The sequence below is a fragment of the Pseudomonas sp. GD04019 genome, from assembly GCF_029837695.1.
In the GTDB taxonomy this organism is placed as follows: domain Bacteria; phylum Pseudomonadota; class Gammaproteobacteria; order Pseudomonadales; family Pseudomonadaceae; genus Aquipseudomonas.
The window spans coordinates 125672-149351 of record NZ_JAOEEA010000007.1 but is presented as its reverse complement, the minus strand read 5'-3'; the positions used below and the strand labels follow the sequence as shown (position 1 = coordinate 149351).

Annotated in this window: 27 protein-coding genes; 9 read left to right on the top strand and 18 right to left on the bottom strand. The window is 66.9% G+C overall.

Going from position 1 to position 23680, the window contains the following annotated elements:
• Positions 1-2: 2 nt before the first annotated feature.
• Together modB and modA are read right to left on the bottom strand one after the other, a co-directional pair.
• Positions 3-683: a molybdate ABC transporter permease subunit gene (gene modB, locus N7607_RS13000; RefSeq protein WP_279865318.1), complete on the bottom strand. Its 681-nt coding sequence runs from the start codon at positions 681-683 to the stop codon at positions 3-5.
• A 12-nt stretch (positions 684-695) separates the two neighbouring features.
• Positions 696-1433 (bottom strand): molybdate ABC transporter substrate-binding protein, encoded by a 738-nt coding sequence (modA, locus tag N7607_RS12995; protein WP_279865320.1) that lies wholly within the window; start codon positions 1431-1433, stop codon positions 696-698.
• Positions 1434-1629: 196 nt separating this feature from the next.
• Between modA and N7607_RS12990 the strand changes: the two genes are divergently transcribed.
• From N7607_RS12990 to N7607_RS12975, 4 genes are all read left to right on the top strand, one after another.
• A complete protein-coding gene (locus tag N7607_RS12990; RefSeq protein WP_279865321.1) occupies positions 1630-2877 on the top strand; it encodes a hypothetical protein in 1248 nt (415 codons plus the stop codon).
• Complete coding sequence (locus tag N7607_RS12985) at positions 2874-3614, top strand: hypothetical protein (RefSeq protein WP_279865322.1); 741 nt, start codon at positions 2874-2876, stop codon at positions 3612-3614. Before N7607_RS12990 ends, N7607_RS12985 begins: the two co-directional genes overlap by 4 nt.
• Before the next feature lie 82 nt (positions 3615-3696).
• On the top strand, positions 3697-4374 hold the full coding sequence (locus N7607_RS12980; RefSeq protein WP_279865323.1) for a Crp/Fnr family transcriptional regulator: 678 nt from the start codon (positions 3697-3699) through the stop codon (positions 4372-4374).
• Between the two features lie 29 nt (positions 4375-4403).
• Entirely contained in the window at positions 4404-4811 is a 408-nt protein-coding gene (locus tag N7607_RS12975; RefSeq protein WP_279865324.1) for a putative zinc-binding protein, read from the top strand.
• Here the strand turns inward: N7607_RS12975 and N7607_RS12970 are convergent.
• The 5 genes from N7607_RS12970 to moaB all read right to left on the bottom strand — a co-directional run bounded on the left by N7607_RS12970 (position 4798) and on the right by moaB (position 9039).
• On the bottom strand, positions 4798-5277 hold the full coding sequence (locus N7607_RS12970; RefSeq protein ID WP_279865325.1) for an SCP2 sterol-binding domain-containing protein: 480 nt from the start codon (positions 5275-5277) through the stop codon (positions 4798-4800). The genes N7607_RS12975 and N7607_RS12970 overlap by 14 nt on opposite strands.
• Complete coding sequence (locus tag N7607_RS12965; protein WP_279865326.1) at positions 5274-6161, bottom strand: U32 family peptidase; 888 nt, start codon at positions 6159-6161, stop codon at positions 5274-5276. Before N7607_RS12965 ends, N7607_RS12970 begins: the two co-directional genes overlap by 4 nt.
• A 7-nt stretch (positions 6162-6168) precedes the next feature.
• On the bottom strand, positions 6169-7164 hold the full coding sequence (locus N7607_RS12960; protein WP_279865327.1) for a U32 family peptidase: 996 nt from the start codon (positions 7162-7164) through the stop codon (positions 6169-6171).
• Positions 7165-7255: 91 nt separating this feature from the next.
• Positions 7256-8488: a gephyrin-like molybdotransferase Glp gene (gene glp / locus N7607_RS12955; RefSeq protein ID WP_279865329.1), complete on the bottom strand. Its 1233-nt coding sequence runs from the start codon at positions 8486-8488 to the stop codon at positions 7256-7258.
• Complete coding sequence (moaB, locus tag N7607_RS12950; RefSeq protein ID WP_279865331.1) at positions 8485-9039, bottom strand: molybdenum cofactor biosynthesis protein B; 555 nt, start codon at positions 9037-9039, stop codon at positions 8485-8487. Before moaB ends, glp begins: the two co-directional genes overlap by 4 nt.
• A 172-nt stretch (positions 9040-9211) precedes the next feature.
• Here moaB and N7607_RS12945 point away from each other — a divergent pair, with 172 nt between their 5' ends.
• The gene (locus N7607_RS12945) at positions 9212-9421 is read left to right on the top strand and encodes a DUF3079 domain-containing protein (protein WP_279865332.1); all 210 of its coding nucleotides are present in this window, start codon (positions 9212-9214) and stop codon (positions 9419-9421) included.
• Positions 9422-9426: 5 nt separating this feature from the next.
• On the opposite strand, the gene N7607_RS12940 is transcribed toward N7607_RS12945, so the two are convergent.
• The 5 genes from N7607_RS12940 to norR all read right to left on the bottom strand — a co-directional run bounded on the left by N7607_RS12940 (position 9427) and on the right by norR (position 12878).
• Positions 9427-9879: a molybdenum cofactor biosynthesis protein MoaE gene (locus N7607_RS12940; RefSeq protein WP_279865333.1), complete on the bottom strand. Its 453-nt coding sequence runs from the start codon at positions 9877-9879 to the stop codon at positions 9427-9429.
• 1 nt (position 9880) lies between these two features.
• Positions 9881-10129, bottom strand: a complete 249-nt coding sequence (locus tag N7607_RS12935) for a MoaD/ThiS family protein (RefSeq protein ID WP_279865334.1) — start codon at positions 10127-10129, stop codon at positions 9881-9883.
• A 15-nt stretch (positions 10130-10144) separates the two neighbouring features.
• A complete protein-coding gene (pdxH, locus tag N7607_RS12930) occupies positions 10145-10792 on the bottom strand; it encodes a pyridoxamine 5'-phosphate oxidase (RefSeq protein WP_279865474.1) in 648 nt (215 codons plus the stop codon).
• Between the two features lie 75 nt (positions 10793-10867).
• The gene (gene moaC, locus N7607_RS12925) at positions 10868-11335 is read right to left on the bottom strand and encodes a cyclic pyranopterin monophosphate synthase MoaC (RefSeq protein WP_279865335.1); all 468 of its coding nucleotides are present in this window, start codon (positions 11333-11335) and stop codon (positions 10868-10870) included.
• A 13-nt stretch (positions 11336-11348) separates the two neighbouring features.
• Positions 11349-12878, bottom strand: a complete 1530-nt coding sequence (gene norR, locus N7607_RS12920; protein WP_279865337.1) for a nitric oxide reductase transcriptional regulator NorR — start codon at positions 12876-12878, stop codon at positions 11349-11351.
• Positions 12879-13015: 137 nt separating this feature from the next.
• Here norR and ytfE point away from each other — a divergent pair, with 137 nt between their 5' ends.
• Together ytfE and N7607_RS12910 are read left to right on the top strand one after the other, a co-directional pair.
• A complete protein-coding gene (gene ytfE, locus N7607_RS12915; RefSeq protein WP_279865338.1) occupies positions 13016-13699 on the top strand; it encodes an iron-sulfur cluster repair protein YtfE in 684 nt (227 codons plus the stop codon).
• Positions 13692-15971, top strand: a complete 2280-nt coding sequence (locus N7607_RS12910; RefSeq protein ID WP_279865339.1) for a nitric-oxide reductase large subunit — start codon at positions 13692-13694, stop codon at positions 15969-15971. The genes ytfE and N7607_RS12910 overlap by 8 nt, the downstream gene beginning before the upstream one ends.
• Positions 15972-16028: 57 nt before the next feature.
• Here the strand turns inward: N7607_RS12910 and N7607_RS12905 are convergent, their stop codons facing one another.
• The 3 genes from N7607_RS12905 to N7607_RS12895 all read right to left on the bottom strand — a co-directional run bounded on the left by N7607_RS12905 (position 16029) and on the right by N7607_RS12895 (position 19076).
• On the bottom strand, positions 16029-17276 hold the full coding sequence (locus tag N7607_RS12905; protein ID WP_279865340.1) for an acyl-CoA dehydrogenase family protein: 1248 nt from the start codon (positions 17274-17276) through the stop codon (positions 16029-16031).
• A gap of 162 nt (positions 17277-17438) precedes the next feature.
• Positions 17439-17879 carry a hypothetical protein gene (locus N7607_RS12900; RefSeq protein WP_279865341.1) on the bottom strand — a complete coding sequence of 147 codons (441 nt, stop codon included), beginning with the start codon at positions 17877-17879 and terminating at the stop codon, positions 17439-17441.
• A gap of 9 nt (positions 17880-17888) precedes the next feature.
• Positions 17889-19076, bottom strand: a complete 1188-nt coding sequence (locus N7607_RS12895) for an NnrS family protein (RefSeq protein WP_279865342.1) — start codon at positions 19074-19076, stop codon at positions 17889-17891.
• A gap of 393 nt (positions 19077-19469) precedes the next feature.
• Here N7607_RS12895 and N7607_RS12890 point away from each other — a divergent pair, with 393 nt between their 5' ends.
• The gene (locus N7607_RS12890; protein WP_279865343.1) at positions 19470-21056 is read left to right on the top strand and encodes an ABC-F family ATPase; all 1587 of its coding nucleotides are present in this window, start codon (positions 19470-19472) and stop codon (positions 21054-21056) included.
• A 57-nt stretch (positions 21057-21113) separates the two neighbouring features.
• On the opposite strand, the gene N7607_RS12885 is transcribed toward N7607_RS12890, so the two are convergent.
• Positions 21114-21620 (bottom strand): DUF1993 domain-containing protein, encoded by a 507-nt coding sequence (locus N7607_RS12885; protein WP_279865344.1) that lies wholly within the window; start codon positions 21618-21620, stop codon positions 21114-21116.
• A gap of 75 nt (positions 21621-21695) precedes the next feature.
• On the opposite strand from N7607_RS12885, the gene N7607_RS12880 reads away from it, so the two are divergent.
• Positions 21696-22043: an MmcQ/YjbR family DNA-binding protein gene (locus N7607_RS12880; RefSeq protein ID WP_279865345.1), complete on the top strand. Its 348-nt coding sequence runs from the start codon at positions 21696-21698 to the stop codon at positions 22041-22043.
• On the opposite strand, the gene N7607_RS12875 is transcribed toward N7607_RS12880, so the two are convergent.
• Together N7607_RS12875 and N7607_RS12870 are read right to left on the bottom strand one after the other, a co-directional pair.
• Positions 22040-22744, bottom strand: coding sequence for a DUF1294 domain-containing protein (locus N7607_RS12875; protein WP_279865346.1), 705 nt, complete (start codon positions 22742-22744; stop codon positions 22040-22042). The two genes, N7607_RS12880 and N7607_RS12875, sit on opposite strands and share 4 nt — an antisense overlap.
• Before the next feature lie 7 nt (positions 22745-22751).
• Positions 22752-23585: an undecaprenyl-diphosphate phosphatase gene (locus N7607_RS12870; RefSeq protein WP_279865347.1), complete on the bottom strand. Its 834-nt coding sequence runs from the start codon at positions 23583-23585 to the stop codon at positions 22752-22754.
• Positions 23586-23680: the final 95 nt, after the last annotated feature.

The following is a 23680-nucleotide window of genomic DNA, read 5'->3' as shown; positions in this document are numbered from 1 at the left end:
GCTCATCCACCTCGCTGCTGGCCGACCTGTCCGGGCGCCAAACGCCCGGCGGCCAGCAACACGGCAATGCATACCAGCGAGGTGAGCAGCACCAGGCCGTTGGCCAGGTCGTCCTGGCCCGCCTGCACCGCCTCGTACACCGCCACCGACAGGGTCTGGGTCTTGCCGGGAATGCTGCCGGCCACCATCAGTGTCGCGCCGAACTCGCCGAGCGCCCTGGCGAACGCCAGCAACACGCCAGCCAGGATGCCGCGCCAGGCCAACGGCAGGGTCACGCGGAAGAAAAGCGCCACCTCGCTCACGCCAAGCACCCGCGCGGCCTGCTCCAACTGCCCGTCAACCGCCTCGAAGGCGGCACGAGCCGGCTTGAACACCAGCGGGAAGGCCACGATCGAGGCAGCCACCACCGCTCCCTGCCAGGAGAAGATCAGGCTCACGCCGAAGCTGTCGTGCAGCCAGCCACCCAGCCAGCCGCGGCGCCCCAGCAACACCAGCAGGTAGTAGCCGAGCACGGTCGGCGGCATCACCATCGGCAGGGTCAGCAGGGTGTCCAGCAGGTCGCGTCCCGGAAAGCGGCCGCGCGCCAGCAGGAACCCCACTGCCACCCCGAACAGCAGGGTCAGCAACGTGGCGCAACCGGCAACCTGCAGGGACAGAAGGAAGGCACTCCACACTGCGTCCATGAGGCGCCTCGCTCAGGGCCGCAGAAAACCATGACGGGCAAGCACCGCCTGGCCGGCCGGTGACAGCACGTAGTCGACGAAATCCACCGCCTGCTCCGCGGCCTCGCTCTGGGCGATAGGTGCGATGGGGTAGCGAATCGCTTGCGCCAGCGGTACTTCCAGGGCGACACGCACCTTGTCCGGCATGCTGCGGGCATCGGTACGGTAGACGAACGCCGCGTCCACCTCGCCCCTGGCCACATAGTCCAAGGACTGGCGCACGTTCTGGGTGCCAACGACCTTGGGTTGTAGCTGCGGCCACAGGCCGGCAGCCTGTAAAGCCTGCATCGCGTAGCGCCCTACCGGCACGCTATCGGGATTGCCGATGGCGACCCTGTCGGCGGCCAACAGATCATCGAGCCGCGCCAGGTTCCGCGTACTGTCGCTGGGCACCACCAGCACCAGCGCATTGCCGGCGAAGTCATGCCGCGCCGCCTGCCGCACCAGCCCCATCTGCTGCGCGCGGTCCATGCTCTGCTGGTCGGCCGAGGCGAACACATCGACGGGGGCGCCCTTGGCCACCTGCTGCAGCAGCGCGCCGGAGGCGCCGAAATTGAGCAGCACGCGGGTGTCCTTGTGCTCTGCCTGATAGTGCTCGGCGATTTCGCGGAAGGCGTCGGTCAGGCTGGCGGCGGCAGACACCGTCAGGTCGCCGGCCATAGCCGGACAACCGGCGAGCAGCAAGACGAGGAAGCAGATAGAGCGCAGCATGAAGTTCTCCAGAGAGCCTGCGCCAGGGGCGCAATATAGGGTTGGATATCACGCTACCCAACGACCCTCGGGACGAAACTGACCAAAATCAAGAACGGCAAAATGCCGTCCACTGCGCGGTGAACTTGATAGGCATCAAGGCTGCGGTATGGGGCCTGCTTATCGTCGGCGGTAATTTCTTAACGGAGTTGCCTCCATGAAATCCCGCTCGCCGCAATGGTTGTCTCTTGCCCTCCTCTGCCTCGCCGCACCGGCCTCGGCCGATCCCGCGTTCAGCGATCTGCTCACCCAGGGCAAGCCGATCCTCGACGCCCGCTACCGCTTCGAGAACGTCGACCAGGAGAACGCCCTGCGCGACGCCAATGCCCAGACCCTGCGCACCCGCGCCGGCTTCCAGAGCGGCAAATGGTATGGCCTGTCCGGCCTGATCGAAGTGGACAACGTCAGCCGCCTGGGCGACGCCGCCTACAACGACACCCGCAACGGCCAGCGCGAATACGCGGTGGTCGCCGACCCGGACGGCAGCGAGGTCAACCAGGCCCTGCTGCGCTACGACCACAAGCTCGGCAGCGCCGTGCTCGGCCGCCAGCGCATCAATCTGGACAACCAGCGCTTCATCGGCAGCGTGGCCTGGCGGCAGAACGAGCAGACCTACGACGGCGCCCTGACTCAGCTCAAGCCCATCGACGGCCTGACCCTGAGCTACGCCTACCTCGACCAGGTCAACACCGTCTTCGGCCCGGACAACGGCCGCTACGACAACCCCACCAACCCGGCCAACATCGACGGCCACAGCCACCTGGTCAACGCCCAGTACGTGTTCATGCCGCAGCTGACGGCCACCGCCTACCGCTACCTGCTGGACCTCGACAACATCGCCGTGGCACCCACCGCCGCCGAAGGCAGCCTGTCCAGCCAGACCACCGGCCTGCGCCTGAACGGCGCCGTCGCCGGCATCAGCTACGTGCTCGAATACGCCCAGCAGCAGGACCATGGCGACAACCCGCTGGACCTCGACAGCGAGTACCGCCTCCTCGAGCTGGGTTACACGGTCAAGGGCGTGCAGCTGAAGGCCGGCTACGAGGTGCTGGGCGGCGACGGTGGCGCCGGCAACCGCGCCTTCCAGACGCCGCTGGCGACCAAGCATGCCTTCCAGGGCTGGGCGGATGTGTTCCTCACCACTCCGGCCGACGGCATCGAGGACGCCTACTTCGGCGTCACCGCACCGCTGTTCGGTGGCACCCTGCAGGCCTGGTACCACGACTTCGCCACCGAGCAGGGCAGCGATGACTACGGCGACGAGATCGACCTGTCCTACGCCCACCCGATTCTCGGGGTGAAGGGCCTGGTCGGCCTGGTCAAGTACGCCACCTACGACTCCGCGGACGAGGCTCGCAGCGTGGATACGGACAAGGCCTGGCTGCAGCTGCAGTACAGCCTGTGAACGCCGGCAAGAGTCGCAGGAGAACCTCCCTGCCAGCGCGCCTGCTCTCCCTCCTGGTGCTCGGTCTGCCACTGTTCGAGGTACCGGCAGGCAGCCGGGCCCGTCGCCTGCGGGCGCTGCACCTGGCCAACCGGCAGGCCTCGCTCGGCCAGCATGCCCTGCTCTACTGCCTGCTGCGCGACCAGCGCTGGGCCGGGTTGCATCTTCAGGAAAGCCGCGTGGCGCTGGAACGCACACAACAGCGCCTGCTCGAACTGGGCGCCGGCGCGGACAACCTGCAACCTTTGCTGCAGGGCTACAGCCTGCTGTTGCACGCGGCCAATGACGACGCCCTGCGCGCCTGCGCGTTGGCCCTCGGCGAGCGCGTCCTGGAGCGCTCCCTGGCAGTCGTCGAGGCGCTGGCGAGCCAACTGGCCACCCCCGAGGCGCAGTGGCTGAGCCTGTGCGGGCGGATCTACGCTTACAGCCAGCGAGCGCTGTGCCTGCTGGCCGTGGAACACCCCGCGGCGCTGGGGCTGGACCGATCGTCGCAACTGCACAGCTGTCACGCGCAGTGTCGACAGACCCTCGACCGTCTGCGCGGCCTCACCCAGCACGGAGCCGATATCGCACCGCTGCTCGGTGAGCTGCAGAAGCTGCACCAGATGCCGCCCGACAACCCGGACGGTGCCTGGCTGCATCATGTCAGCGCCAGTCTGCTGCACAGCCTGCAACGCCTCGAGGAGATAGGCACCTGAACCCCTCTCTTTGGAGGTAGCGCCTAGGAGGAATGGGCTGGCCGCAGCCCGCCGCCTACCATGCCTGACATGGAGGTGGACCATGCTTACCGATTCCTCGACACAGGCGTTCCTACGCCAGCATCACCTGTTTGATCGCCTGCCGGATCCGCTTTTTCAGGAGATCTGCTGCCTGGCGATCCACCGTCGCCTGGAAGCGGGTGCCACCCTCTTCCACCAGGGCGAAGAAGCGGAGCGCTTCTATCTGCTGCTGGAGGGTCAGATGACACTGACCCGCGTGTTGCCGGAAGGCCAGGAGAAGCTGGTGGAGGTGGTGGCACCTGGCCAGAGTTTCGCCGAGGCCCTGCTGTTCGGCAGCGAGCGCTACTACCCGGTGACCGCCTGCGCCTTCAAGAGCAGCAGCCTGGTCAGCATCGACGGCCCGCACTACCGGCGCCTGCTGGAAGAACAGCCCAAGGCCTGCCTGGAGCTGCTGAGCAGCCTGAGCATGCGCCTGAATCAGCGCCTTAACGAGATAGACACCCTGACCTTGGGCAATGCCAGCCGTCGGGTCGCGCGTTACCTCTGCCAGGAGCAGGATTCGGGCAACGGGCAGATCCAGCTGAGCGTGCCTAAACGCCTGATCGCCTCTCAGCTGGGCATTCAGCCAGAAACCTTCTCACGCATCCTGCATCGCCTTATCGACGCCGGCCTGATCGCCATGGAGAGGCGCGTTATCCGTGTGCTGGACCGTCCCAACCTGGCCAGTTACCACGACTGATCACATCGCCCTAGTGGAAGGAAGCCTCCATGCAAGACCCGAAACTGCCCCTGGTCTATTCCTGCTCCGGCTGCTCCAACGTCGCCCAACTGGCCAACACCCTGGCCGTACGCCTGGACCGCGCGGGGCTCGCCGAAATGTCCTGCATCGCCGGGGTCGGAGGCCGGGTGGCCTCGCTGGTCAGCAAGGCCAACAGCGGCAGACCGATCCTGGCCATCGACGGATGTCCGCTGCAATGCGTACGCGGCTGCCTGGACCAGTACGGCGTGAAGGCCAGCCAGCATCTGATTCTCAGCAAATACGGTCTGAAGAAGCGCTACGGCGAGGATTTCGCCAGCGAGACGGTCGACGAGGCCTACCGCGGCGTGGTGCAACTGCTGGCCAGCGACCGCATGCAGGTGCGCTACCAGCAGCCACGCCTGGTCAGTGACGAGTAACCTCCTTCTGCACCACCTCGCCCATCTCCCGCAGCAGCAGCCACAAGCGTGGCGGTAGCTGCTCGGGGTCCAGCCCATCGAGCAGATTCTTCATCCCCAGCCCCAGGTCGGTATCGCCCTCGATCACCAGGCGACGCCGGAAGAACAGGGTATCCGGGTCCTCCTGGCGGCTGGCCAGCAACAGAAAGTCGCGCCAGCGCCCGCGAATGCAGACATCGCTGGCGCTGCGCTGCGCCACTCGCAACCGCTTGCCCTCGCAAGTCAGGCACCAGGCCAGCCCCAGGTCGCTGATCTCCAGACGCAGCCAGCGTCCCTGCAACAGATCGAAGGCGCCCTCGGCGAGCGGTTCGGCGAACAGCCGACCGGCCACCCGCTCCAGCAGCTGGCACTGCAGGACGAAAGGCAGATGCCGCCCCAGAGGCAGCAGCGGCTCGCCGATGCGCAGAGCCAGATGGACCAGGCTCATAGGCTCACCTCATCGATGCGCAGCATGCCCGGGCGACCATGCCAGTAGCCGTTGCAACCCTCCATGGCCAAGGGCGGCAAGGCCCCGTCGCGCACCTCGGCGAACTGGCGGATGACCTCCGCCGTGCCCTCGTGGCGCGGGCTGATGCGCAGCACATCCACTCCGGTAGAGGCCAGCTGGTGATAGTCGGGCAGCAGGTTGCAGACCTCGGCGGACATGGTCTGGATGCCGTTGAGGGTGAACAGCGGCTGACGCTCCTGGCTTTGCAGGGCAATGCCCTCGGGGTAGTTGAGACAGCAGAAGCGGCAGTCATCCTTGGGCCGGTTCTCGGCACGCGCGGTGAAGCAGCGGGCCGAGTAGGCCAGCGGCAGGTGGCCATAGGCGAACAGCTCCACCTCCGGGCGTGGGTGCCCCAGCAGCTCCAGCTGGCTCAGGCAGTCGCGCAACAGGCGGCCGGAACACTCCACCGGCGGCACCCAGCGGCACATGCCGCAATCACTCAGCTCACTCAGCGCATGGGCGTTGTACAGGTTGAGCGCCGGCCCGGCCACGAAGGGTGTGCGCCGCTCGCGCAGCAGCTGCACGGCGCCCATGTCGTTGGCCTCCACCAGCAGCTCGCCGTTCTCGCACAGGCGCTTGAGGCTGGATAGTTCGGAGGCGGCCTCCACCAGCGCCAGCCCCGACAGCACCAGTTCGGCACGGCAGCATTCGCGCAGTTCGCGGGCCAGCCCCAGCCAGTGGTCGAGCGACATGGCGCGGCGCTTGGAACAGACCGTCTCTCCCAGGTAGATGATGTCCAGCGGCTGCTCCACCATCTCGGCGTAGAAGTTGCCCAGTTTCTCGCGGCTCCAGTAGAACAGCACAGGGCCAAGACTCAGTTTCATAACGTCCTCACTGCCAGGATCTGTGGTAGGCGCCGAGCGTGGTCTGACTGCCTTCGGAGAGGCCCTCCAGCACCTTGCGCCAGTGCTCCTGCACGAGGAACCGCTGCGGCGCACGGGCGTGGGCGTCGAGCGCATCGCGCCAGACGCGGGTCACCTGCTCGACATAGGCGGGGCTGCGCTGGCGCCCCTCGATCTTCACCGCGGCGACGCCCATCTCGACCAGTTGCGGAATCAGGTCCAGGGTGTTGAGGCTGGTGGGCTCCTCGAGCGCATGGAAGCGCTGGTCGCCGACCAGGAAGCGCCCTTTGCACAGGGTCGGGTAGCCGGCCGGCTCGTCGAGGGCGTAGCGGTCGATCAGCACGCCGCCGAGGCGCGAGCTGAGCCCCTGGGCGTCCTCCTGCCAGCGCACGTCCTTGGCCGGCGAGCACACGCCGCAGAGATTGGGCGACTCGCCGGTGACGTAGGAGGACAGGTGGCAGCGCCCCTCGGCCATGATGCAGAGGCTGCCGAAGGCGAACACCTCCAGCGGCACCGTGGTCCTCTCCGCCAACTGGCGCACCTGGGCCAGCGACAGTACCCGCGGCAGTACCGCACGGCGGATGTTGTAGCTCTGCTGGTAAAAGGCCAGCGCGGCGGCATTGGTGGCCGAGCCTTGCACCGAGAGGTGCAGGCACAGATCGGGATGACGTCGACTGGCATAGGCCAGCACGCCGGGGTCGGCGGCGATCAGCGCGTCCACCCCCAGCTCGGCCGCCTTGTCCACCGCGCGTTGCCAGCGGCTCCAGCCCCCCGGCTGGGCGTAGGTGTTGACGGCCACGTAAAGCCTGCGGCCCTGCCGGTGGATCAGCTGGATGCCGGTCTCCAGCTGTCGCTCGTCGAGGTTGAGCCCGGAGAAATGGCGGGCGTTGGTGTCGTCGCGAAAGCCAACGTAGATGGCATCCGCTCCCTGCTGCAGAGCAGCCTTCAGGGCGGGCAGGCTGCCCGCCGGACATACCAGATGCATGATCGACCTCTCACTCCAACTGCACCGCGCCACTCTATGCGGCGGGCCGCTGCACGCCTTGACTGCGGTCAAGCCGCCGCGGAGCGCGCCCTCAGCCGAAGAGTTCGCTGAAGGGCAGAAAGTCCACCGGCTCGCCGACCGCGAGGGTGCCCCCGGACTCGACCAGCGCCAGCCCGTCGGCCCAGCAGGCGCTGGTCAGCATGGCCGAGCCCTGCTTCTCGTATGGCATCACTTGCAGACCGGAGCCCCCCTGTTGCAGACGCGCGCGCAGGTACTGGCGCCGCGGGTTGGCCTTGGGCCAGGAGAACCCCGCCGCTACCGGCACGGCTCTCGGCAACACGTCGCGGCGCCCCTGCGCCCGCAGCAGGAATGGCCGGGCCACCACCAGCGCGGTGATCAGCGCCGCCACCGGGTTGCCGGGCAGGCCGATCCATGGCGTGCCACAGACCTGGCCGAAGGCGAATGGCTTGCCGGGTTGGATCGCCAGGCGCCACAGGTGCAGCTCGCCCAATTCGCGCACGGCCTGCTTGAGATGATCCTCTTCGCCCACCGACACGCCGCCGGAGGTGATCAGCACGTCCCACTCCGAGGCTGCCAGGCTGAGCGCATCGCGGCTGGTGGCCAGGTCGTCGATCAGCACGCCGCAGTCGTCCACCTCCAGCCCCAGGCCACGCAGCACGCCGCCCAGGCTGTAACGGTTGGCGTTGTAGATTTGCCCGGGCAGAAGGATCTCGCCAGGCTCGCGCAGTTCGTTGCCACTGCTCAGCAGGCCCACGCGCAGGCGTCGACGGGCAGCCACCTCGGGCACGCCCAGGCTGGCGAGCAAGCCCAGTTCCTGGGCGCGCAACAGCTTGCCGGATTCGAGGATGCGCTCACCACGCTCGCACTCCTCGCCACACCGGCGCACATGGTCGCCGGCCTTGCAGGGCGGCAGCCAGACCCTGTCGCCCTCGACGCGCGCCTGTTCCTGCGGCACCACGCTGTCCGCCCCCCGCGGCAGCGGCGCGCCGGTGAAGATGCGCACCGCATGCCCCTCCGGCAGCAGCGCCTGCACCGAGTCACCGGCGGCTATGCGCCCGGCCAGCGGCAGGCAGCCGCCCTGCTCGGGCAGGTCGGCGGCACGGAGGGCGTAGCCGTCCATGGCGCTGTTGTCCCAGGCCGGCATCGGCCGCAACGCATGCACCGGCTCGGCCAGCGTGCGGCCAAGCGCCTCGGCCAGGGGCACCCATTCGGCCGCGGGTGGGCTGGGCGCCAGTTCCAGCAGAGCGGCTATGGCCTCATCCACCGGCCGTAGCTCGCCGTGGCCGCAATCGCAGGCGCTCATAAGCGGCCCCCACACAGCGCCACCGGTTGCTCCGGCAGGCGCTTCAGATGCGGCACGAAGTTGCAGGGGCGGGTGCGGCTGTCCAGCTGCTCGGCCAGGATGCCGCTCCAGGCGGTGCAGCAGGCGCCCGGCGAGCCGGGCAGGCAGCACACCAGGGTGCCGTTGCTGATGCCTGCCAGTGCACGCGACTGCACGGTGGACGTGCCGATCTCCTGCAACGAGACCTGGCGGAACAGCTCGCCGAAGCCATCCACCGTCTTGTCCAGCAGCGGCGCCACGGCCTGGGGTGTGTTGTCACGGGCGGTGAAGCCGGTGCCGCCGGTGAGCAGCACCACCTGCACCAGCGGATCGGCGATCCAGGCACAAAGACGCGCACGTATCTGCCAGATGTCGTCCGGCACCAGCGCCCGCTCGTACAGTGCATGGCCGGCGCCTTCGAGGGCGTCGATCAGCGTCTGCCCCGAGCCGTCCGTGGCCAGCGTTCGCGTATCGCTGATGGTCAGCACGGCGATGCGCAGTGCCTGGAATTCGACGTTCGACAAGTGAGCCATACCGCAACCTCCACGGGTGATCTAGCGGCAGCCTGCGCCAGCGCGCCGGCCCCGCCCATTCCCCGATGGAGGTACCACCTGCGATATCGCCGACCGACCTTGATCGAGGTCAATGGCCGACCATCACGCTCGGCTAACCTGAAGGCCAGTCGAGCAACCCCAAGGTGGGAACATGAGCAAGAAATTCCCCCTGCACCCCAGCCACCCCGAGCGTGTCTGCTGGGGATGCGACCGCTACTGCCCGGCCAATTCGCTGGCCTGCGGCAACGGCGCAGACCGCACCATGCATCCGCTGGAAACCCTGGGCGAGGACTGGTACCTGTTCGGCGACTGGGGGATAGAGCCGCCCACCCAGGAGGATAAGCAGCCGCAGGACGAGTGAGGCGCTCAGCTGTCCCAGCGCTGTGCCGCCACGCGGTCTTCGGCTCGCGCATCCACCCAGTGGCCGCTGTGTCCGGCCGACTCCTTCTTCCAGAACGGCGCCCGCGTCTTCAACTGATCCATGATGTAGGCGCAGCTCTCGAATGCCGCCTGGCGGTGGGCGCTGCTGACGCCGACGAAGACGATGGGCTCGCTCGGCGCCAATGCGCCCACGCGATGCACGATCTCCACCGCCAGCAACGGCCAGCGCGCGCGCGCCTCGCGTTCGATGCCGGCGAGGGACTTCTCGGTCATGCCGGGGTAGTGTTCGAGGTACAGCTCGCTGACCGTCCCCGCCGGGTTGAAGTCCCGCACCAGGCCGACGAGGCCAACCACCGCGCCGACCTCGCCATTGCCCTGCTGCAGCGACTCCAGCAGTTGTGCCGCGCTGAAGGTCGCGGCCTGCACGCTGACGGTCATCTCAACCTCCGGTCACGGGCGGGAAGAAGGCGATCTCGTCACCGTCACAAAGCGCCTCTTGCAGCCCGCAGATTTCCTGATTGCGGGCGCACATCAGGTTGCTTGCGGCCAACACCGCCCAGGCCCCGCCCCGGTCCAGCAACAGCTGACGCAGCTGGCCGACGCTGGCCAGCTCGGGCTGCCAGCTCAAGCGCTCGCGGTCCACACCCAAGCGCTCGCGATAACCGGCGAAGTAATGAATTTCAAGCATCTCGTCTCTCCTGCTTCAGGGCGCCAACACTTCTCTGCACCAACCCTCGGCCGTGCGCCTGTAGCGCAGGCGGTCGTGCAGGCGATCAGGGCGTCCCTGCCAGAACTCCAGACTCACCGGGCTCACCCGGTAACCGCCCCAGCCCGCCGGGCGCGGCGGCTCGCGATCGAGGAAACGGTACCTGGCCAGCGCCAGCCGCGCCTCGAGCTCGCCACGCCCGGCGATGACCTGGCTCTGTTCGCTGGCCCAGCAGGCCAGCCGACTGGGGAGCGGGCGGCTGTTGAAATAGGCATCCGCCTCATCCGCGGCGACGGGCTCGACCGTGCCCTCGATACGCAACTGGCGCTCCAGTGCCGGCCAGTGGAACGCCAGGGCGGCCCGCGGATTGCCGGCCAATTCCTGGCCCTTGGCGCTGCCCAGGTGGCTGTAGAACACCAGACCCTGCTCGTCAGCCCCCTTGAGCAACACCACGCGGCAATGCGGCTGGCCCTCGGCATCCACCGTGGCCAGGAACATCGCGTTGGCTTCGACGGGCGGCCGCTCGTGCACCACGGCATCATGCAACCAGCTGCGCAGCAGCTGGAGCGGCGAGTCGGGCGCACCGCGCTCCAGCAGCACATCGGTTCCGTACTGCTGGCGCATGCCGCTCAGGCGATCATTCATATCCATCTGCAGCGACTCTTGGCTGGAAGATGCCAGCAGTCTGGGCGTTCAAGCCTGGATGCACCTTGACCAAACTCAAGGCGCACAGAAGTGCCCCGAGGCGCCGCCGCTCTTCTCCAGCAGGCGCACGGCCTCGATGCACATGCCGCGATCCACCGCCTTGCACATGTCGTAGAGGGTCAGTGCGGCGATGCTGGCGGCGGTCAGCGCCTCCATCTCCACGCCGGTCTGCCCGGCCAGCTTGCAGCGCGCCTGGATGCGCACGCAGTCGATGCCCTCGGCTTCCAGCTCGACCTTGATGCTGGTCAGCAGCAGCGGGTGGCACAGCGGGATCAGCTCAAAGGTCTTCTTCGCCGCCTGGATACCGGCGATGCGCGCCACGGCGAACACGTCGCCCTTGGGATGGCTGCCGTCGGCGATCATCGCCAGGGTCGCGGGCAGCATGCGCACGCGGGCTTCGGCCACGGCCTCGCGGCAGGTCACCGCCTTGTCGGTGACGTCCACCATGTTGGCGCGGCCTTGGGAATCGAGATGAGTGAGCACGGAAAATCTCCAGTCAGATGAGGTTCAGGCGCCGCGCCAGTTTGCGCAGGTTGCTCGGGTCGGTCTTCAGCGCGCGTGCGGCGGCGGCCCACTTGCCGTCGTGCTGCTGCAGCACGCTCTCGATCAGCTCGCGCTGGTAGCGATCCAGCGCCTGCTGCAGGGACTCCTGCGGCAGCAGCGGCGTGGTCGCGGTGGCGACCTGAGGCTCCAACACAGGCGCATCCAGCCCTAACCAGGGGGCCTCGATGCTCAGCAGCGCAGTGCGCGACTCGGCCTGGCTCAGCACCTTGAGGGCCGCGCGGCTGATCACGTGCTCCAGCTCGCGAATGTTGCCGGGCCAGGAATAGGCCAGCAGGGTGCGCTCGGCATCCGGCGACAGGCGCAAACAGCGCAGTCCCAGCCGGGCGCGGTTGAGTTCGAGGAAATGGCCGGCCAGCACCAGCACGTCACGCCCGCGATCACGCAACGGCGGAATGTGCACCGGGTAGACGGAGAGTCGGTGGTAGAGGTCGGCGCGAAAGCGCCCTTCCCTCACCTCCTCCCACAGTCGCCGGTTGGTGGCGGCGATCACCCGCACATCCACATGGCGCGGCTGGTCGGCGCCCAGGCGCTGGATCTCGCCACCTTGCAGCGCGCGCAGCAGCTTGGCCTGGATCGACAGCGGCAGCTCGCCAATTTCGTCGAGGAACAGGGTCCCGCCGTTGGCGGCCTCGAAGCGCCCCGGGCGATCCTGGGCCGCGCCGGAGAACGCGCCCTTGATATGGCCGAACAGCTCGCTCTCGGCCAGGGTCTCCGGCAACGCGGCGCAGTTCACGTAGACCAGCGGCTTGCGGGCGCGTGGCGAGTGGGCATGCAACCAGCGGGCAAACAGTTCCTTACCTACCCCCGTCTCGCCCTGCAGCAGCACCGGCAGGTCGGAGTCGGCCACCACCGCCAGCTCCTCGAGCAGCTGCCGCAGCACCGGACTCTCGCCGAGGATCATGCCCTTGGCCTCGTCGTCGCCCTCCACCGCCTCGCGGCGCGCCAGGCGCAGGCTGCGCACTTCGGACTCCAGGCGGCTGACCCGCAGCGCCGTCTCGATCAGCAGGGCGTAACGCTGCAGGCGCTCGGTAGCGCGACGATCGAAGCTGCCGGGGTCCAGCGCGTCCAGGGTCACCGCGCCCCACAGCCGCCCATCCAGGTACAGGCTCATGCCCATGCAGTCGTGCACCGGCAGTGGCTCGTCCGGGGTGTCCTGCAACAGACCATCGTAGGGATCGGGCAGATCGCTGTCGGAAGCAAACTGCAGGGGCTCGCGCTGGGCCAGGATCTGCGCCAGACGCGGGTGCTTGGCCAGCAGGAAGCTGCGCCCGAGCACCTCGTGGGCCAGGCCCACGGCCGCCTGTGGGCGCAGGCTCTCGCCGTCCAGGCGCAGCAGGACCACGGCACTGCAGGAGAACACCTCGCGCAGCACCACCACCAGCCGTTGCAAGCGGACAGCGCTCGGCAATTCGCCGGCGAGGTCGGCGAGCAGGGCATTCTGGAGCGGGGTCAAATCTACCATTTCGGGTATCCAGCACCTTGAAGTTCCCGGGTAGATTAGACCTCGTCACCCCGCAAGCCCTTGATTTACGTCAAGTCCAGAGCAGGCACGGGGTTTGCGATAGAGCGGGTGAGTATCAGCCTGATAAGGAGAGCCATATGGCCACCCCTCTGCTCGACAGCACACTTGGCAACCTGGCCTGCAACATTCCCGGCGCTACCCGGGTGTTCCACGAATTCCATCTCGACTTCTGCTGTGGCGGCCAGAAGAGTCTGCGCCAAGCCGCGCTCGAACGCGGCATCGATGCCTACCAGGTGGAGTCCCGCCTACTCGCGCTCGATCCGCAGCAGGCCCTGGAGGCCGACTGGCGTCGGGCCGATTCCGAGCGCCTGATCGAACATATCCTGCAGCGCTACCACGACGTTCACCGCCAGCAATTGCCCGAGCTGATCCGACTGTCTGCGCGCGTCGAACAGGTCCACGGCAGCCGGCCGGAATGCCCGAACGGTCTGACCGAACTGCTGATCGCCATGCAGCAGGAGCTGGAGAGCCACATGCAGAAGGAGGAACAGATCCTCTTCCCGATGATCATCCGTGGCGCCGGGGGGATGGTCGGCGGGCCGATTTCGGTGATGCGCTACGAGCATGATCAGCACGGCGAGGCACTGGAGCGCCTGATCGAGCTGACCGGCGACATGCAGCCGCCAGCAGGTGCCTGCAACACCTGGCGCGCCCTGTACCGCGGCCTGGACGAGCTGCGCATCGACCTGATGCAGCACATCCACCTGGAAAACAACCTGCTGTTCCCTCGTGCTCAGGGCGAGGAGGTGCAACATGGGTGAATATCGCAAACTCTGGTGGCTGCTCATCGCCGTGCTCGGCGTGACCTTCTGCCTGCTCGGCTGGTTCGGCCGCGAAGTGTACCGGCAGGCACCGCCGATTCCCGCACAAGTAGTCAGCGCGGACGGCACGCAGTTGTTCGGCGCCGACGATATCCTCGATGGCCAGACCGCCTGGCAGAGCGTTGGCGGCATGCAGCTCGGCTCGATCTGGGGCCACGGCGCCTACCAGGCGCCGGACTGGACCGCCGACTGGCTGCACCGTGAGCTGACGGCCTGGCTCGACCTGGCCGCCCGGCAGGAGTATGGCAAGCCCTACGCCGAGGTGGACGAGGATCACCAGGCCCTGCTGCGCCAGCAACTGAAGCGCGAGTACCGCGGCAACCAGGTACAGGGTGAGCGACTGGTGCTCAGCGAGCGCCGCATCGAAGCCATGGTCCAGACCGCCGCCTACTACGACGCGCTGTTCGGCAACGATCCGGCGCTGCAGGGCAGCCGCAAGAGCTTCGCCATGAAGGAGGACACCCTGCCCGATGCCGCCCGGCGCGAGCAGTTGACCCGCTTCTTCTTCTGGACCGCCTGGGTGGCTGCCACGGAGCGCCCGGGCCAGGAGGCGACCTACAGCAACAACTGGCCGCACGAGCCGCTGATCGGCAACCAGCCGACCGCGGAAAACCTGATGTGGTCGATCGCCAGCGTGATCCTGCTGATCGCCGGCATCGGCTTCCTAGTCTGGGCCTGGGCCTTCCTGCGCGACCACGAGGAAGACGAGCCCGTCGCCCCGCAACACGACCCGCTGAGCCTGGTGGCACTGACGCCATCGCAGAAGGCGCTGGGCAAGTACCTGCTGCTGGTGGTCGGACTGTTCAGCTTCCAGGTGCTGCTCGGCGGCGCCACCGCCCACTACACGGTGGAGGGCCAGGACTTCTACGGCTTCCCGCTGTCGCAATGGTTCCCCTACTCGCTGCTGCGCACCTGGCACATCCAGAGCGCGCTGTTCTGGATCGCCACCGGCTTCCTCACCGCCGGCCTGTTCCTCGCCCCCATCATCAACGGCGGCAAGGATCCGAAGTTCCAGAAGCTCGGCGTCGACGTGCTGTTCTGGGCGCTGGTAGCCGTGGTGCTGGGCTCCTTCGTCGGCAACTACCTGGCCATCGCCCAGATCATGCCGGCCGAGTGGAACTTCTGGCTCGGCCACCAGGGTTACGAATACGTCGACCTCGGCCGCCTGTGGCAGATCGGCAAGTTCGCCGGCGTGGCCTTCTGGCTGCTGCTGATGCTGCGCGGCATCCTGCCGGCCTTCCGCCAGCCTGGCGACAAGAACCTGCTGGCCCTGCTGTCCGCCTCGGTGATCGCCATCGGGCTGTTCTACGGCGCCGGCTTCGCCTATGGCGAGCGGACCCACCTGTCGGTGATGGAATACTGGCGCTGGTGGGTGGTGCACCTGTGGGTGGAAGGCTTCTTCGAGGTATTCGCCACCACCGCACTGGCCTTCATCTTCTCCAGCATGGGCCTGGTGTCCAAGCGCATGGCCACCACCGCCAGCCTGGCCTCGGCCTCGCTGTTCATGCTCGGCGGCGTGCCCGGTACCTTCCACCACCTGTACTTCGCCGGCACCACTACGCCGGTGATGGCGGTCGGCGCCACTTTCAGCGCCCTGGAAGTGGTGCCGCTGATCGTGCTCGGCTATGAGGCCTGGGAGAACTGGCGCCTGAAGAGCCGCGCGGTATGGATGGAGCGGGTCAAGTGGCCGCTGCTGTGCTTCGTCGCCGTGGCCTTCTGGAACATGCTCGGCGCCGGGGTCTTCGGCTTCATGATCAATCCGCCGATCTCGCTGTACTACGTGCAAGGGCTCAATACCACGCCGGTGCATGCCCATGCGGCACTGTTCGGGGTCTACGGTTTCCTCGCCCTCGGCTTCACCCTGCTGGTGCTGCGCTACATCCGCCCGCAGATGCAATTCAACGAAGGACTGATGAAGGTCGCCTTCTGGTGGCTCAACGGCGGCCTGGTGCTGATGATCGCCACCAGCCTGCTGCCGATCGGCATCATCCAGTTCCACGCCAGCGTCAGCCAGGGCCTGTGGTATGCCCGCAGCGAGGCCTTCATGCAGCAGGACCTGCTGCAGACCCTGCGCTGGGTGCGCACCTTCGGGGACGTGGTATTCATCGTCGGCGCCCTGGCCATGGCCTGGCAAGTCGTCAGCGGCTTCTTCTCCCCCACCGGCAAGACCGTGCCGCAGCGCGCGGAAGGAGGTGCCCAATCGGCTAGTTGAATCAGCGTTAGATGTGTATTGGCTAGACTCGGCCCGCGCAAGCGGGCCGAGTCGCTTTCAGGCGCCGAAAGGCGTCAGGTAGGCCGCCGACTGGCCGAAGCGCGCGGCACTCTCGGCCAGCTCCCACTGCGCCAGGCTGCGCAGGTGGACCTCGTCGGGGCCGTCGGCGAAGCGCAGGGCGCGTCCCAGGGTATAGAAATCGGCCAGTGGGGTATCCGGGCTCAGGCCCATGGCGCCGAATACCTGCATGGCGCGATCCACCACACGGCAGAGCATGCGCGGCACCTGCGCCTTGATCATGGCGATCTCCCTCCTGGCCGCCTTGGCCCCCACCTCGTCCAGCATCCAGGCGGTCTTCAGCACTAGCAGGCGGGCCTGTTCGATGTCCAGCCGCGACTCGCCGATCCAGTCGCCGACGTTGGCGTACTGCGCCAGATGACGCCCGAACACACGCCGCTCCTGGCAGCGCTCCAGCAACAGCTGCAGCGCCAGCTCGGCCATGCCGATGGCGCGCATGCAGTGATGCACACGCCCCGGCCCCAGGCGGGCCTGGGCCATCATGAAGCCGTCGCCCTCCCGGCCGAGCAGATGGTCCAGCGGCACGCGGACGTCGCGCAGGAGGATCTCCGCGTGCCCTTCGGACGACAGGTGATTGAGCACCGGGATGTTGCGCAGCACCTGCACGCCCGGGTTTTCCAACGGCACCAGTAGCATGCTCTGCTGGCGATGGGGCTCGGCGTCGGGCGCGGTCTTGCCCATCACCACCAGCAGGCGACAGTGCGGATGCGTGGCATTGGTGATGAACCACTTGCGACCGTTCACCACGTAGTGGTCGCCGTCGCGGCGGATCAGCGTCTGCACGTTGCTCGCATCCGACGAGGCGACGTCCGGCTCGCTCATGGCGAAGGCCGAACGCATCTCGCCGTCCAGCAGCGGCTGCAGCCAGCGTTGGCGCTGCTCGGCACTGGCGAACAGATGCAGCAGCTCCATGTTGCCGGTATCCGGGGCGCTGCAGTTGAACGCCTCGGAGGCCCAGGGCAGCCGCCCCATGATCTCCGCCAGGGGCGCGTATTCCAGGTTGCCCAGGCGGGTGCCCGGCTCGTCGGCGCGCAGGCCCGGCAGGAACAGGTTCCACAGCCCCTCGCTGCGCGCCAGGGCCTTGAGATCGTCCATGAAGGACACCGGCAGGCGCCCGGCGCGGGTCTCGGCCAGCCACTGGGCGTGGCGCGGCACCAGGTGGGCATCCATGAAGCCCTGCAGCTGCAGGCGCAGCGCTTCCACTCGCGGGCTGAAGGCAAAATCCATCGCGTCTTCCTCGGTTGGGATCGGAAGTCCCAGCCTAAGGAGCGCGGCCTGTGGATCGAAGGATACTCGGCCGCCTGGATACCCCTGCATCACGCTGCCCGCGAACGGCGCCGTGCTTGACGCCGGTCAAGGCAGGCGGCAAACGCCGGTGCCTGGCTGCGCCTACCAGTTCAGCAGGAACATGGCCTTGGCCAGGAACAGGATGCCCAGCATCTGCACCAGCACGCTGAGATGGATCAGCCGCGAACGCGCCGGCGTCATGCGCCCGCGGCGCATCAGGAAGACCACGCCGAGGAAGTGCCCGAGGATGCTCAGGGCCAGGCAGATCTTCAGCGTCAGCAGCGTGCCGAAGCTGCTGGCGAAGGGATCGGCCAGCGCCGCGCGGTAATGCCAGGCCAATCCCAGGCCGGCAGCAAAGAGCACCAGCACCACCCAGTGCATGACCTTGCGCGCCCGCAGACCCAGCGCCCTGGACAGCTGTTCGCGGGGCCCGGGCTCCAGGCTGCGGGCAGCCCGGCTGAGAATCATCACCTCGAAGAACACGCCGCCGATGAAGAAGGCGGCAGCGGCAAGATGGGCGAACTTCAGCAGCAGATAGACCATGTCAGATCCTCATCCCGGGTGGCCGTCAGCACGCGTGCGACAGAGCATGGGCGCGTAGTGGTAGAGGTACAGGCCGAAGGCGCACACCCAGCAGGCGGCCGCCAGCCACAGCGACGGCAGGTACCAGAAGCCGACGCCGACCACGCGGAACAGGCCGCCCAGGTTGAGCAGCACGAAGGCCATGGGCAGGCCGGCAGGCAACTCCAGCGGTCGGCCGGTATGCCCCAGCGAAACCCGCGCCAGCATCGCCAGGATCAGCCCGCCCATGGCACCGACCGTCAGTGCGTGCAGCGCCTGGCTGGCACCGGCGATCAGCCCGCCATGCCAGAGCGCCATGCCCAAGCAGGCAACGACCAGCCAGGCGTAGGCCAGATGCAGCGACCACAGCAGCGGCACTCGCAGCAGCCCGCCATCGAACCAGCGCACCAGGCGAATGCCGTGACCGAGCGCCAGCGCGGCGAACGGCAGTGCGAGCCAGAGCTGCGCCACCAGCGCCACCCCGACGGCATGCAGCACGGCCAGCAACGCGGTGAGCCCCAGCAGCGCCCAGTCGAGCCAGGGCCATGGCTGGACCATGGCCACCCGCCCCAGGCCGCGCTGGGTGAAGAAGGGAATCACCCGACCGCCAATCAACCCCATCATCGCCGCCACCAGCCAGACGGCGGCCCAGACGCCCTGTCTCTGCCACCCATCCTGCTCCTGGGCGACCCCGATGAGCGTCAGCAGATCGGCCAGCGTGAACAAGGCCAGTACGGCAACGACCGGATAGTTGCGGCTCTGGCGCACCGCCCAGAGCAGATGCGCCACGACCAGCGTCGCCGCGATCAGGAAGGCCAGGTTGGCCAGGATCAGCAACACGGGCGAGCCCAGCCACCAGGCCAGGCGGGCCAGAACCCACAGGGCGGCCAGCCCCGCCAGCGGCTTGCCGGACAAGCTGGGCCGACCGGTCCAGGTCTGCACTGCGGTGAGCAAGAAGCCGACGATGATGGCTCCGGCAAAACCGAAGACCAACTCATGACGATGCCAGGCCAGCCACCCGCCCATTGGCTGCGGCAACGGCTGCAGCCCTTGCAAGGCGAAGATCCACCCGGGAACGGCCAGCACCGCCAGCAGGCTGCCGAGCAGAAAGAACGGCCTGAAGCCGAGACGCAACAGCGGCGGGATGCTCATCGCCTTACGTTTATCGAGAATCTGCATGATGCCCTCCTTTGAAGGCATCATGCCTAAAGTCGGAGACAGCACCATGATCGGAGTCAAGCGCAGAGCAGTCAGCCGTCCCTCCTCTCAAGCACGACAGGCATGTAAAGCAGGCCTCGGATCTGCACCATCGATGGCGACAACCCTAAAGATGCTGGGTATTCGCTACCGACCCCCGTACAATGCGCGCCACACCTACGCAACCATGTGTCTGATGGCTGGCATGATGCCTGCACCCATCCCAAGCAGCTCGGCCATTCGATTTAGATCCTGCTGACTCGGTACCCCGCCGGCCGGATGGCGCGCGACTGGGCCGAGATGGAAAAACTGACTTTTGCCTCAAAGTGCCCCAGACCGAAACGTAAACCTTTGCAACCCGCGAGATAGAGCCTCTTGATTTCCACCGCCAACATCACCATGCAGTTCGGCGCCAAGCCGCTGTTCGAGAACGTTTCCGTCAAGTTCGGTAACGGCAACCGCTACGGCCTGATCGGCGCCAACGGCTGCGGCAAGTCGACCTTCATGAAGATCCTCGGTGGCGATCTGGAGCCTTCCGGCGGCCAGGTGATGCTGGAGCCGAACGTGCGCCTGGGCAAGCTGCGCCAGGACCAGTTCGCCTACGAAGAGTTCACCGTGATCGACACCGTGATCATGGGCCACGAAGAGCTGTACAAGGTCAAGGCCGAGCGCGACCGCATCTATTCGCTGCCAGAGATGAGCGAAGAAGACGGCATGAAGGTGGGCGAGCTGGAAGGCGAGTTCGCCGAGATGGACGGCTACACCGCCGAATCCCGTGCCGGCGAGCTGTTGCTCGGCCTGGGCATCCCGCTGGAACAGCACTTCGGCCCGATGAGCGAAGTTGCTCCCGGCTGGAAGCTGCGCGTGCTGCTGGCCCAGGCGCTGTTCTCCGATCCGGAAGTGCTGCTGCTGGATGAGCCGACCAACCACCTGGATATCAACACCATCCGCTGGCTGGAAAACATCCTCACGGCGCGTAACAGCACCATGATCATCATTTCCCACGACCGTCACTTCCTGAACTCGGTCTGCACCCACATGGCCGACCTGGACTACGGCGAGCTGCGCCTGTTCCCGGGCAACTACGACGAGTACATGACCGCCGCGACCCAGTCGCGCGAGCAGCTGCTGGCCGACAACGCCAAGAAGAAGGCGCAGATCGCCGAGCTGCAGACCTTCGTCAGCCGTTTCTCGGCCAACGCCTCCAAGGCCAAGCAGGCCACCTCGCGCGCCAAGCAGATCGACAAGATCCAGCTGGCCGAGGTCAAGCCGTCCAGCCGTGTCAGCCCGTTCATCCGCTTCGACCAGAACAAGAAGCTGCACCGCCAGGCCGTGACCATCGAGAAGCTGTCCAAGGCTTTCGACGACAAGGTGCTGTTCAAGAACTTCAGCTTCCAGATCGAGGCCGGCGAGCGCGTAGCCATCATCGGCCCCAACGGCATCGGCAAGACCACCCTGCTGCGCACCCTGGTCGGCGAGCTGCAACCGGACGCCGGTGAGGTGAAGTGGACCGAGAGCGCCGAGGTCGGCTACTACGCCCAGGACCATGCCCATGACTTCGAGGACGATGTCAGCCTGTTCGACTGGATGGGCCAGTGGACCCAGGGCGAGCAGACCATCCGCGGCACCCTCGGGCGCATGCTGTTCAGCAACGACGAGATCCAGAAGTCGGTCAAGGTCATCTCCGGTGGTGAACAGGGCCGCATGCTGTTCGGCAAGCTGATCCTGCAGAAGCCCAACGTATTGGTGATGGACGAGCCGACCAACCACCTGGACATGGAATCCATCGAGGCGCTCAACCTGGCACTGGAGAACTACCCGGGCACGCTGATCTTCGTCAGCCACGACCGCGAGTTCGTCGGTTCTCTGGCCACCCGCATCATCGAGCTCTCCGAGAACGGCGTGACCGACTTCAGCGGCACCTACGACGACTACCTGCGCAGCCAGGGCATCTTCGTCTGACGCCTGCGCCGTCACGAAAAAGCCCCGCAATGCGGGGCTTTTTCATTGCCGGGCGAATCAGACGCGGCCCAGGTAATCCATCTTGCCGACGTCCAGGCCGTTGTGGCGCAGGATGGCGTAGGCCGTGGTGACGTGGAAATAGAAGTTGGGCAGCACGAAGTGCAGCAGGTAGTCCTCGGCGGTGAACTTCATCTCGGCGCCGGGGAACTTCATGACGATCTCGCGCCCGGCGCCGCTGTCGATCTGCTCCGGCGTCAGGCCTTTCACGAAGTCCAGGGTCTTGGCGATGCGCGCCTGCAGGTCGGCGAAGCTGCTCTCGGTGTCCGCGAAGCTCGGTACGTTTACCCCGGCCAGGCGCGCGGCGCAGCCCTTGACCGCGTCGCTGGCGATCTGCACCTGGCGGGTCAGCGGGTGCATGTCCGGCGCCAGGCGCGCATTGAGCAGCACGCTGGGGTCGATCTTCTTGGCTTCGGCATAGGCCACGGCCTTGTCGAGGATGGCCGACAGGTTGCCGAACATACGCACGAATTGCGGCACGGAGGCCTGGTAGAGGGAGAGCGACATCGGGGGAACTCCTTTGGGAAGAGGCGACGCGACTCTGCTAGGGTAGCCGCGGTTCAGCCAGAAAGATGAAGCCTGATGACCAACGAACAGATCGCCGCGTACTGCCTGAGCCTGCCCGGCGCCCGCGAGGACCTTAAATGGGGCAGCAACCGGGTGTTCTCAATAGCGGGCAATAAAATGTTCGCCATTCTCGACTTCATGGGCGAGCGGCTGGCGTTCAAGGTCGAGGCGGAGCTGTTCCTCGGCTACGTCGACCGCCCAGGCATCCATCCCGCTCCTTATCTGGCGCGCGCCCACTGGATCAGCATGGCGCCGCCCTTCCCCCTCGGTGACGACGAGCTGCGCGAACGCCTGCGCTGCTCGCATCAGCTGGTGGTGCGCAAGCTACCGAAGATTCGCCAGGTGGGTTTGCTGCTCGACTAGAGCGGCAGCAGATGGCCTAGATAACGGCCGCCCAGCGTCAACTGGTCGATCCAGAAGGCCTGGTGCAGCGCGACGATGGCCCAGAACACCAGCTGGAAGGACAGCTTGCGCGTCTTGTGGCGGAACACCTGCTGCGCCACCAGGGCGCCGGGCCAGCCGCCGAGCAGCTCGGCGATATGCAGGCTGTTCTCCGGCGTGCGCCAGCGGCCCTTCCGCGCGGACTGCTTGTCCAGCCAGTACTGGCAGAAACTGAACAGACTGACCAGCGGATAGGCCAGCAGCACCCAGACCAGCCCTTGCTCCAGCAGCACCAGGCCGCCCCAGACCGGCAGCACGCACAGCGCCGCCAGCACCAGCAGCTTGAGCGGCAGCTGCTGAATGCCCGGCTGCGTCGATCGCTCGCCGCGCGCCGGGCGCGTGCTCTTCGGTGTAGCGGGCTTGGATGACTTGGCAGTCCCAGCCGGCTTGCGACGAATCGCCGGGCGATCCAGGCTCAGCCCGGCGTGGCGCATGTGCTGAGCCCGCGGCCGGCCCTGGGCATCGCTACCGGCCACATAAACCACCGTGTCGCCGACCTGCGGCCGGCTATCCCCGCGCATGGCGGAGATATGCACGAACAGCGGCTCGCCGCCGCCCTCGGGCTGGATAAAGCCGAAACCCTTGGCGTCGTTCCAGCTCTTCAGCGTGCCGCGCCGCTCCATGTCGGCCTCAGTGCGCCTGGGCGCTGCTCCAGTCGATCAGGCTGAACTGCCAGGTGGCCAGGATCAGCAGGCCGAAACCGATGCGGTACCAGGCGAACAGCGCGTAGCTGTGGTTGGCGATGAACTTGAGCAGGCCGCGCACGGCGATCATGGCGAACACGAACGACACCACGAAGCCCAGGGCGAACACCGGCAGATCGCCGGGCTGGAACAGGTCGCGGTACTTGTAGCCGGAGTACACGGCGGCGCCGACCATGGTCGGCATGGCCAGGAAGAAGGAAAACTCGGTAGCGGCGCGGCGCGACAAGCCGAACAGCAGGCCGCCGATGATGGTGGACGCCGAGCGCGAAGTGCCGGGAATCATCGCCAGGCACTGGGCGAAGCCGATCTTCAGTGCCTCCTTCCAGGTCATGTCGTCCACCTCTTCCACGGTGACCTCGTGCTTGCGCTGCTCGGCCCAGAGCATCACCACCCCGCCAACCACCAGGGCTGCCGCCACGGTGATGGGGTTGAACAGGTACTCGTGGATCAGGTCGGCAAAGGCCACACCGATCACCACGGCCGGCAGGAAGGCGATCAGCAGGTTGACGGTGAAGCGCTGGGCCTGGCGCTGGCGCGGCACATTGAACACGGTGATGAGGATCTTGCGGCGGTATTCCCACATCACCGCCAGGATGGCGCCGAGCTGGATGATGATGTTGAAGGCGATTGCCCGTTCACCGCCAAAGCCAAGCAGGTCGGCGACGACGATCTGGTGGCCGGTGCTGGAGATCGGCAGGAACTCTGTCAGGCCCTCGACGATGCCTAGAATCAGTACCTGCAGGGCTGTCCACAAATCCATGAATTACCTCGAACTGGCCCTTCCCGTGAAACGGCCGATAACAGAATTGGCGCCTGGCGAGCAGGCAGAAAACGGCGGGCATGCTACCAGATAGC

Excerpts from the sequence above, each read along its gene's own strand:
- N7607_RS12965 (WP_279865326.1), bottom strand. The coding sequence starts at position 6,161 with ATGAAACTGAGTCTTGGCCCTGTGCTGTTCTACTGGAGCCGCGAGAAA.
- N7607_RS12945 (WP_279865332.1), top strand. The coding sequence starts at position 9,212 with ATGAGCAAGAAATTCCCCCTGCACCCCAGCCACCCCGAGCGTGTCTGC.
- glp (WP_279865329.1), bottom strand. The coding sequence starts at position 8,488 with ATGAGCGCCTGCGATTGCGGCCACGGCGAGCTACGGCCGGTGGATGAG.
- N7607_RS12905 (WP_279865340.1), bottom strand. The coding sequence starts at position 17,276 with ATGGATTTTGCCTTCAGCCCGCGAGTGGAAGCGCTGCGCCTGCAGCTG.
- N7607_RS12980 (WP_279865323.1), top strand. The coding sequence starts at position 3,697 with ATGCTTACCGATTCCTCGACACAGGCGTTCCTACGCCAGCATCACCTG.
- N7607_RS12910 (WP_279865339.1), top strand. The coding sequence starts at position 13,692 with ATGGGTGAATATCGCAAACTCTGGTGGCTGCTCATCGCCGTGCTCGGC.
- modB (WP_279865318.1), bottom strand. The coding sequence starts at position 683 with ATGGACGCAGTGTGGAGTGCCTTCCTTCTGTCCCTGCAGGTTGCCGGT.
- N7607_RS12880 (WP_279865345.1), top strand. The coding sequence starts at position 21,696 with ATGACCAACGAACAGATCGCCGCGTACTGCCTGAGCCTGCCCGGCGCC.
- N7607_RS12940 (WP_279865333.1), bottom strand. The coding sequence starts at position 9,879 with ATGACCGTCAGCGTGCAGGCCGCGACCTTCAGCGCGGCACAACTGCTG.
- N7607_RS12875 (WP_279865346.1), bottom strand. The coding sequence starts at position 22,744 with ATGGAGCGGCGCGGCACGCTGAAGAGCTGGAACGACGCCAAGGGTTTC.
- ytfE (WP_279865338.1), top strand. The coding sequence starts at position 13,016 with ATGGCCACCCCTCTGCTCGACAGCACACTTGGCAACCTGGCCTGCAAC.
- N7607_RS12900 (WP_279865341.1), bottom strand. The coding sequence starts at position 17,879 with ATGGTCTATCTGCTGCTGAAGTTCGCCCATCTTGCCGCTGCCGCCTTC.
- N7607_RS12895 (WP_279865342.1), bottom strand. The coding sequence starts at position 19,076 with ATGCAGATTCTCGATAAACGTAAGGCGATGAGCATCCCGCCGCTGTTG.
- N7607_RS12870 (WP_279865347.1), bottom strand. The coding sequence starts at position 23,585 with ATGGATTTGTGGACAGCCCTGCAGGTACTGATTCTAGGCATCGTCGAG.
- N7607_RS12960 (WP_279865327.1), bottom strand. The coding sequence starts at position 7,164 with ATGCATCTGGTATGTCCGGCGGGCAGCCTGCCCGCCCTGAAGGCTGCT.
- N7607_RS12990 (WP_279865321.1), top strand. The coding sequence starts at position 1,630 with ATGAAATCCCGCTCGCCGCAATGGTTGTCTCTTGCCCTCCTCTGCCTC.
- N7607_RS12970 (WP_279865325.1), bottom strand. The coding sequence starts at position 5,277 with ATGAGCCTGGTCCATCTGGCTCTGCGCATCGGCGAGCCGCTGCTGCCT.
- norR (WP_279865337.1), bottom strand. The coding sequence starts at position 12,878 with ATGGTAGATTTGACCCCGCTCCAGAATGCCCTGCTCGCCGACCTCGCC.
- N7607_RS12975 (WP_279865324.1), top strand. The coding sequence starts at position 4,404 with ATGCAAGACCCGAAACTGCCCCTGGTCTATTCCTGCTCCGGCTGCTCC.
- N7607_RS12885 (WP_279865344.1), bottom strand. The coding sequence starts at position 21,620 with ATGTCGCTCTCCCTCTACCAGGCCTCCGTGCCGCAATTCGTGCGTATG.
- N7607_RS12935 (WP_279865334.1), bottom strand. The coding sequence starts at position 10,129 with ATGCTTGAAATTCATTACTTCGCCGGTTATCGCGAGCGCTTGGGTGTG.
- modA (WP_279865320.1), bottom strand. The coding sequence starts at position 1,433 with ATGCTGCGCTCTATCTGCTTCCTCGTCTTGCTGCTCGCCGGTTGTCCG.
- pdxH (WP_279865474.1), bottom strand. The coding sequence starts at position 10,792 with ATGAATGATCGCCTGAGCGGCATGCGCCAGCAGTACGGAACCGATGTG.
- moaB (WP_279865331.1), bottom strand. The coding sequence starts at position 9,039 with ATGGCTCACTTGTCGAACGTCGAATTCCAGGCACTGCGCATCGCCGTG.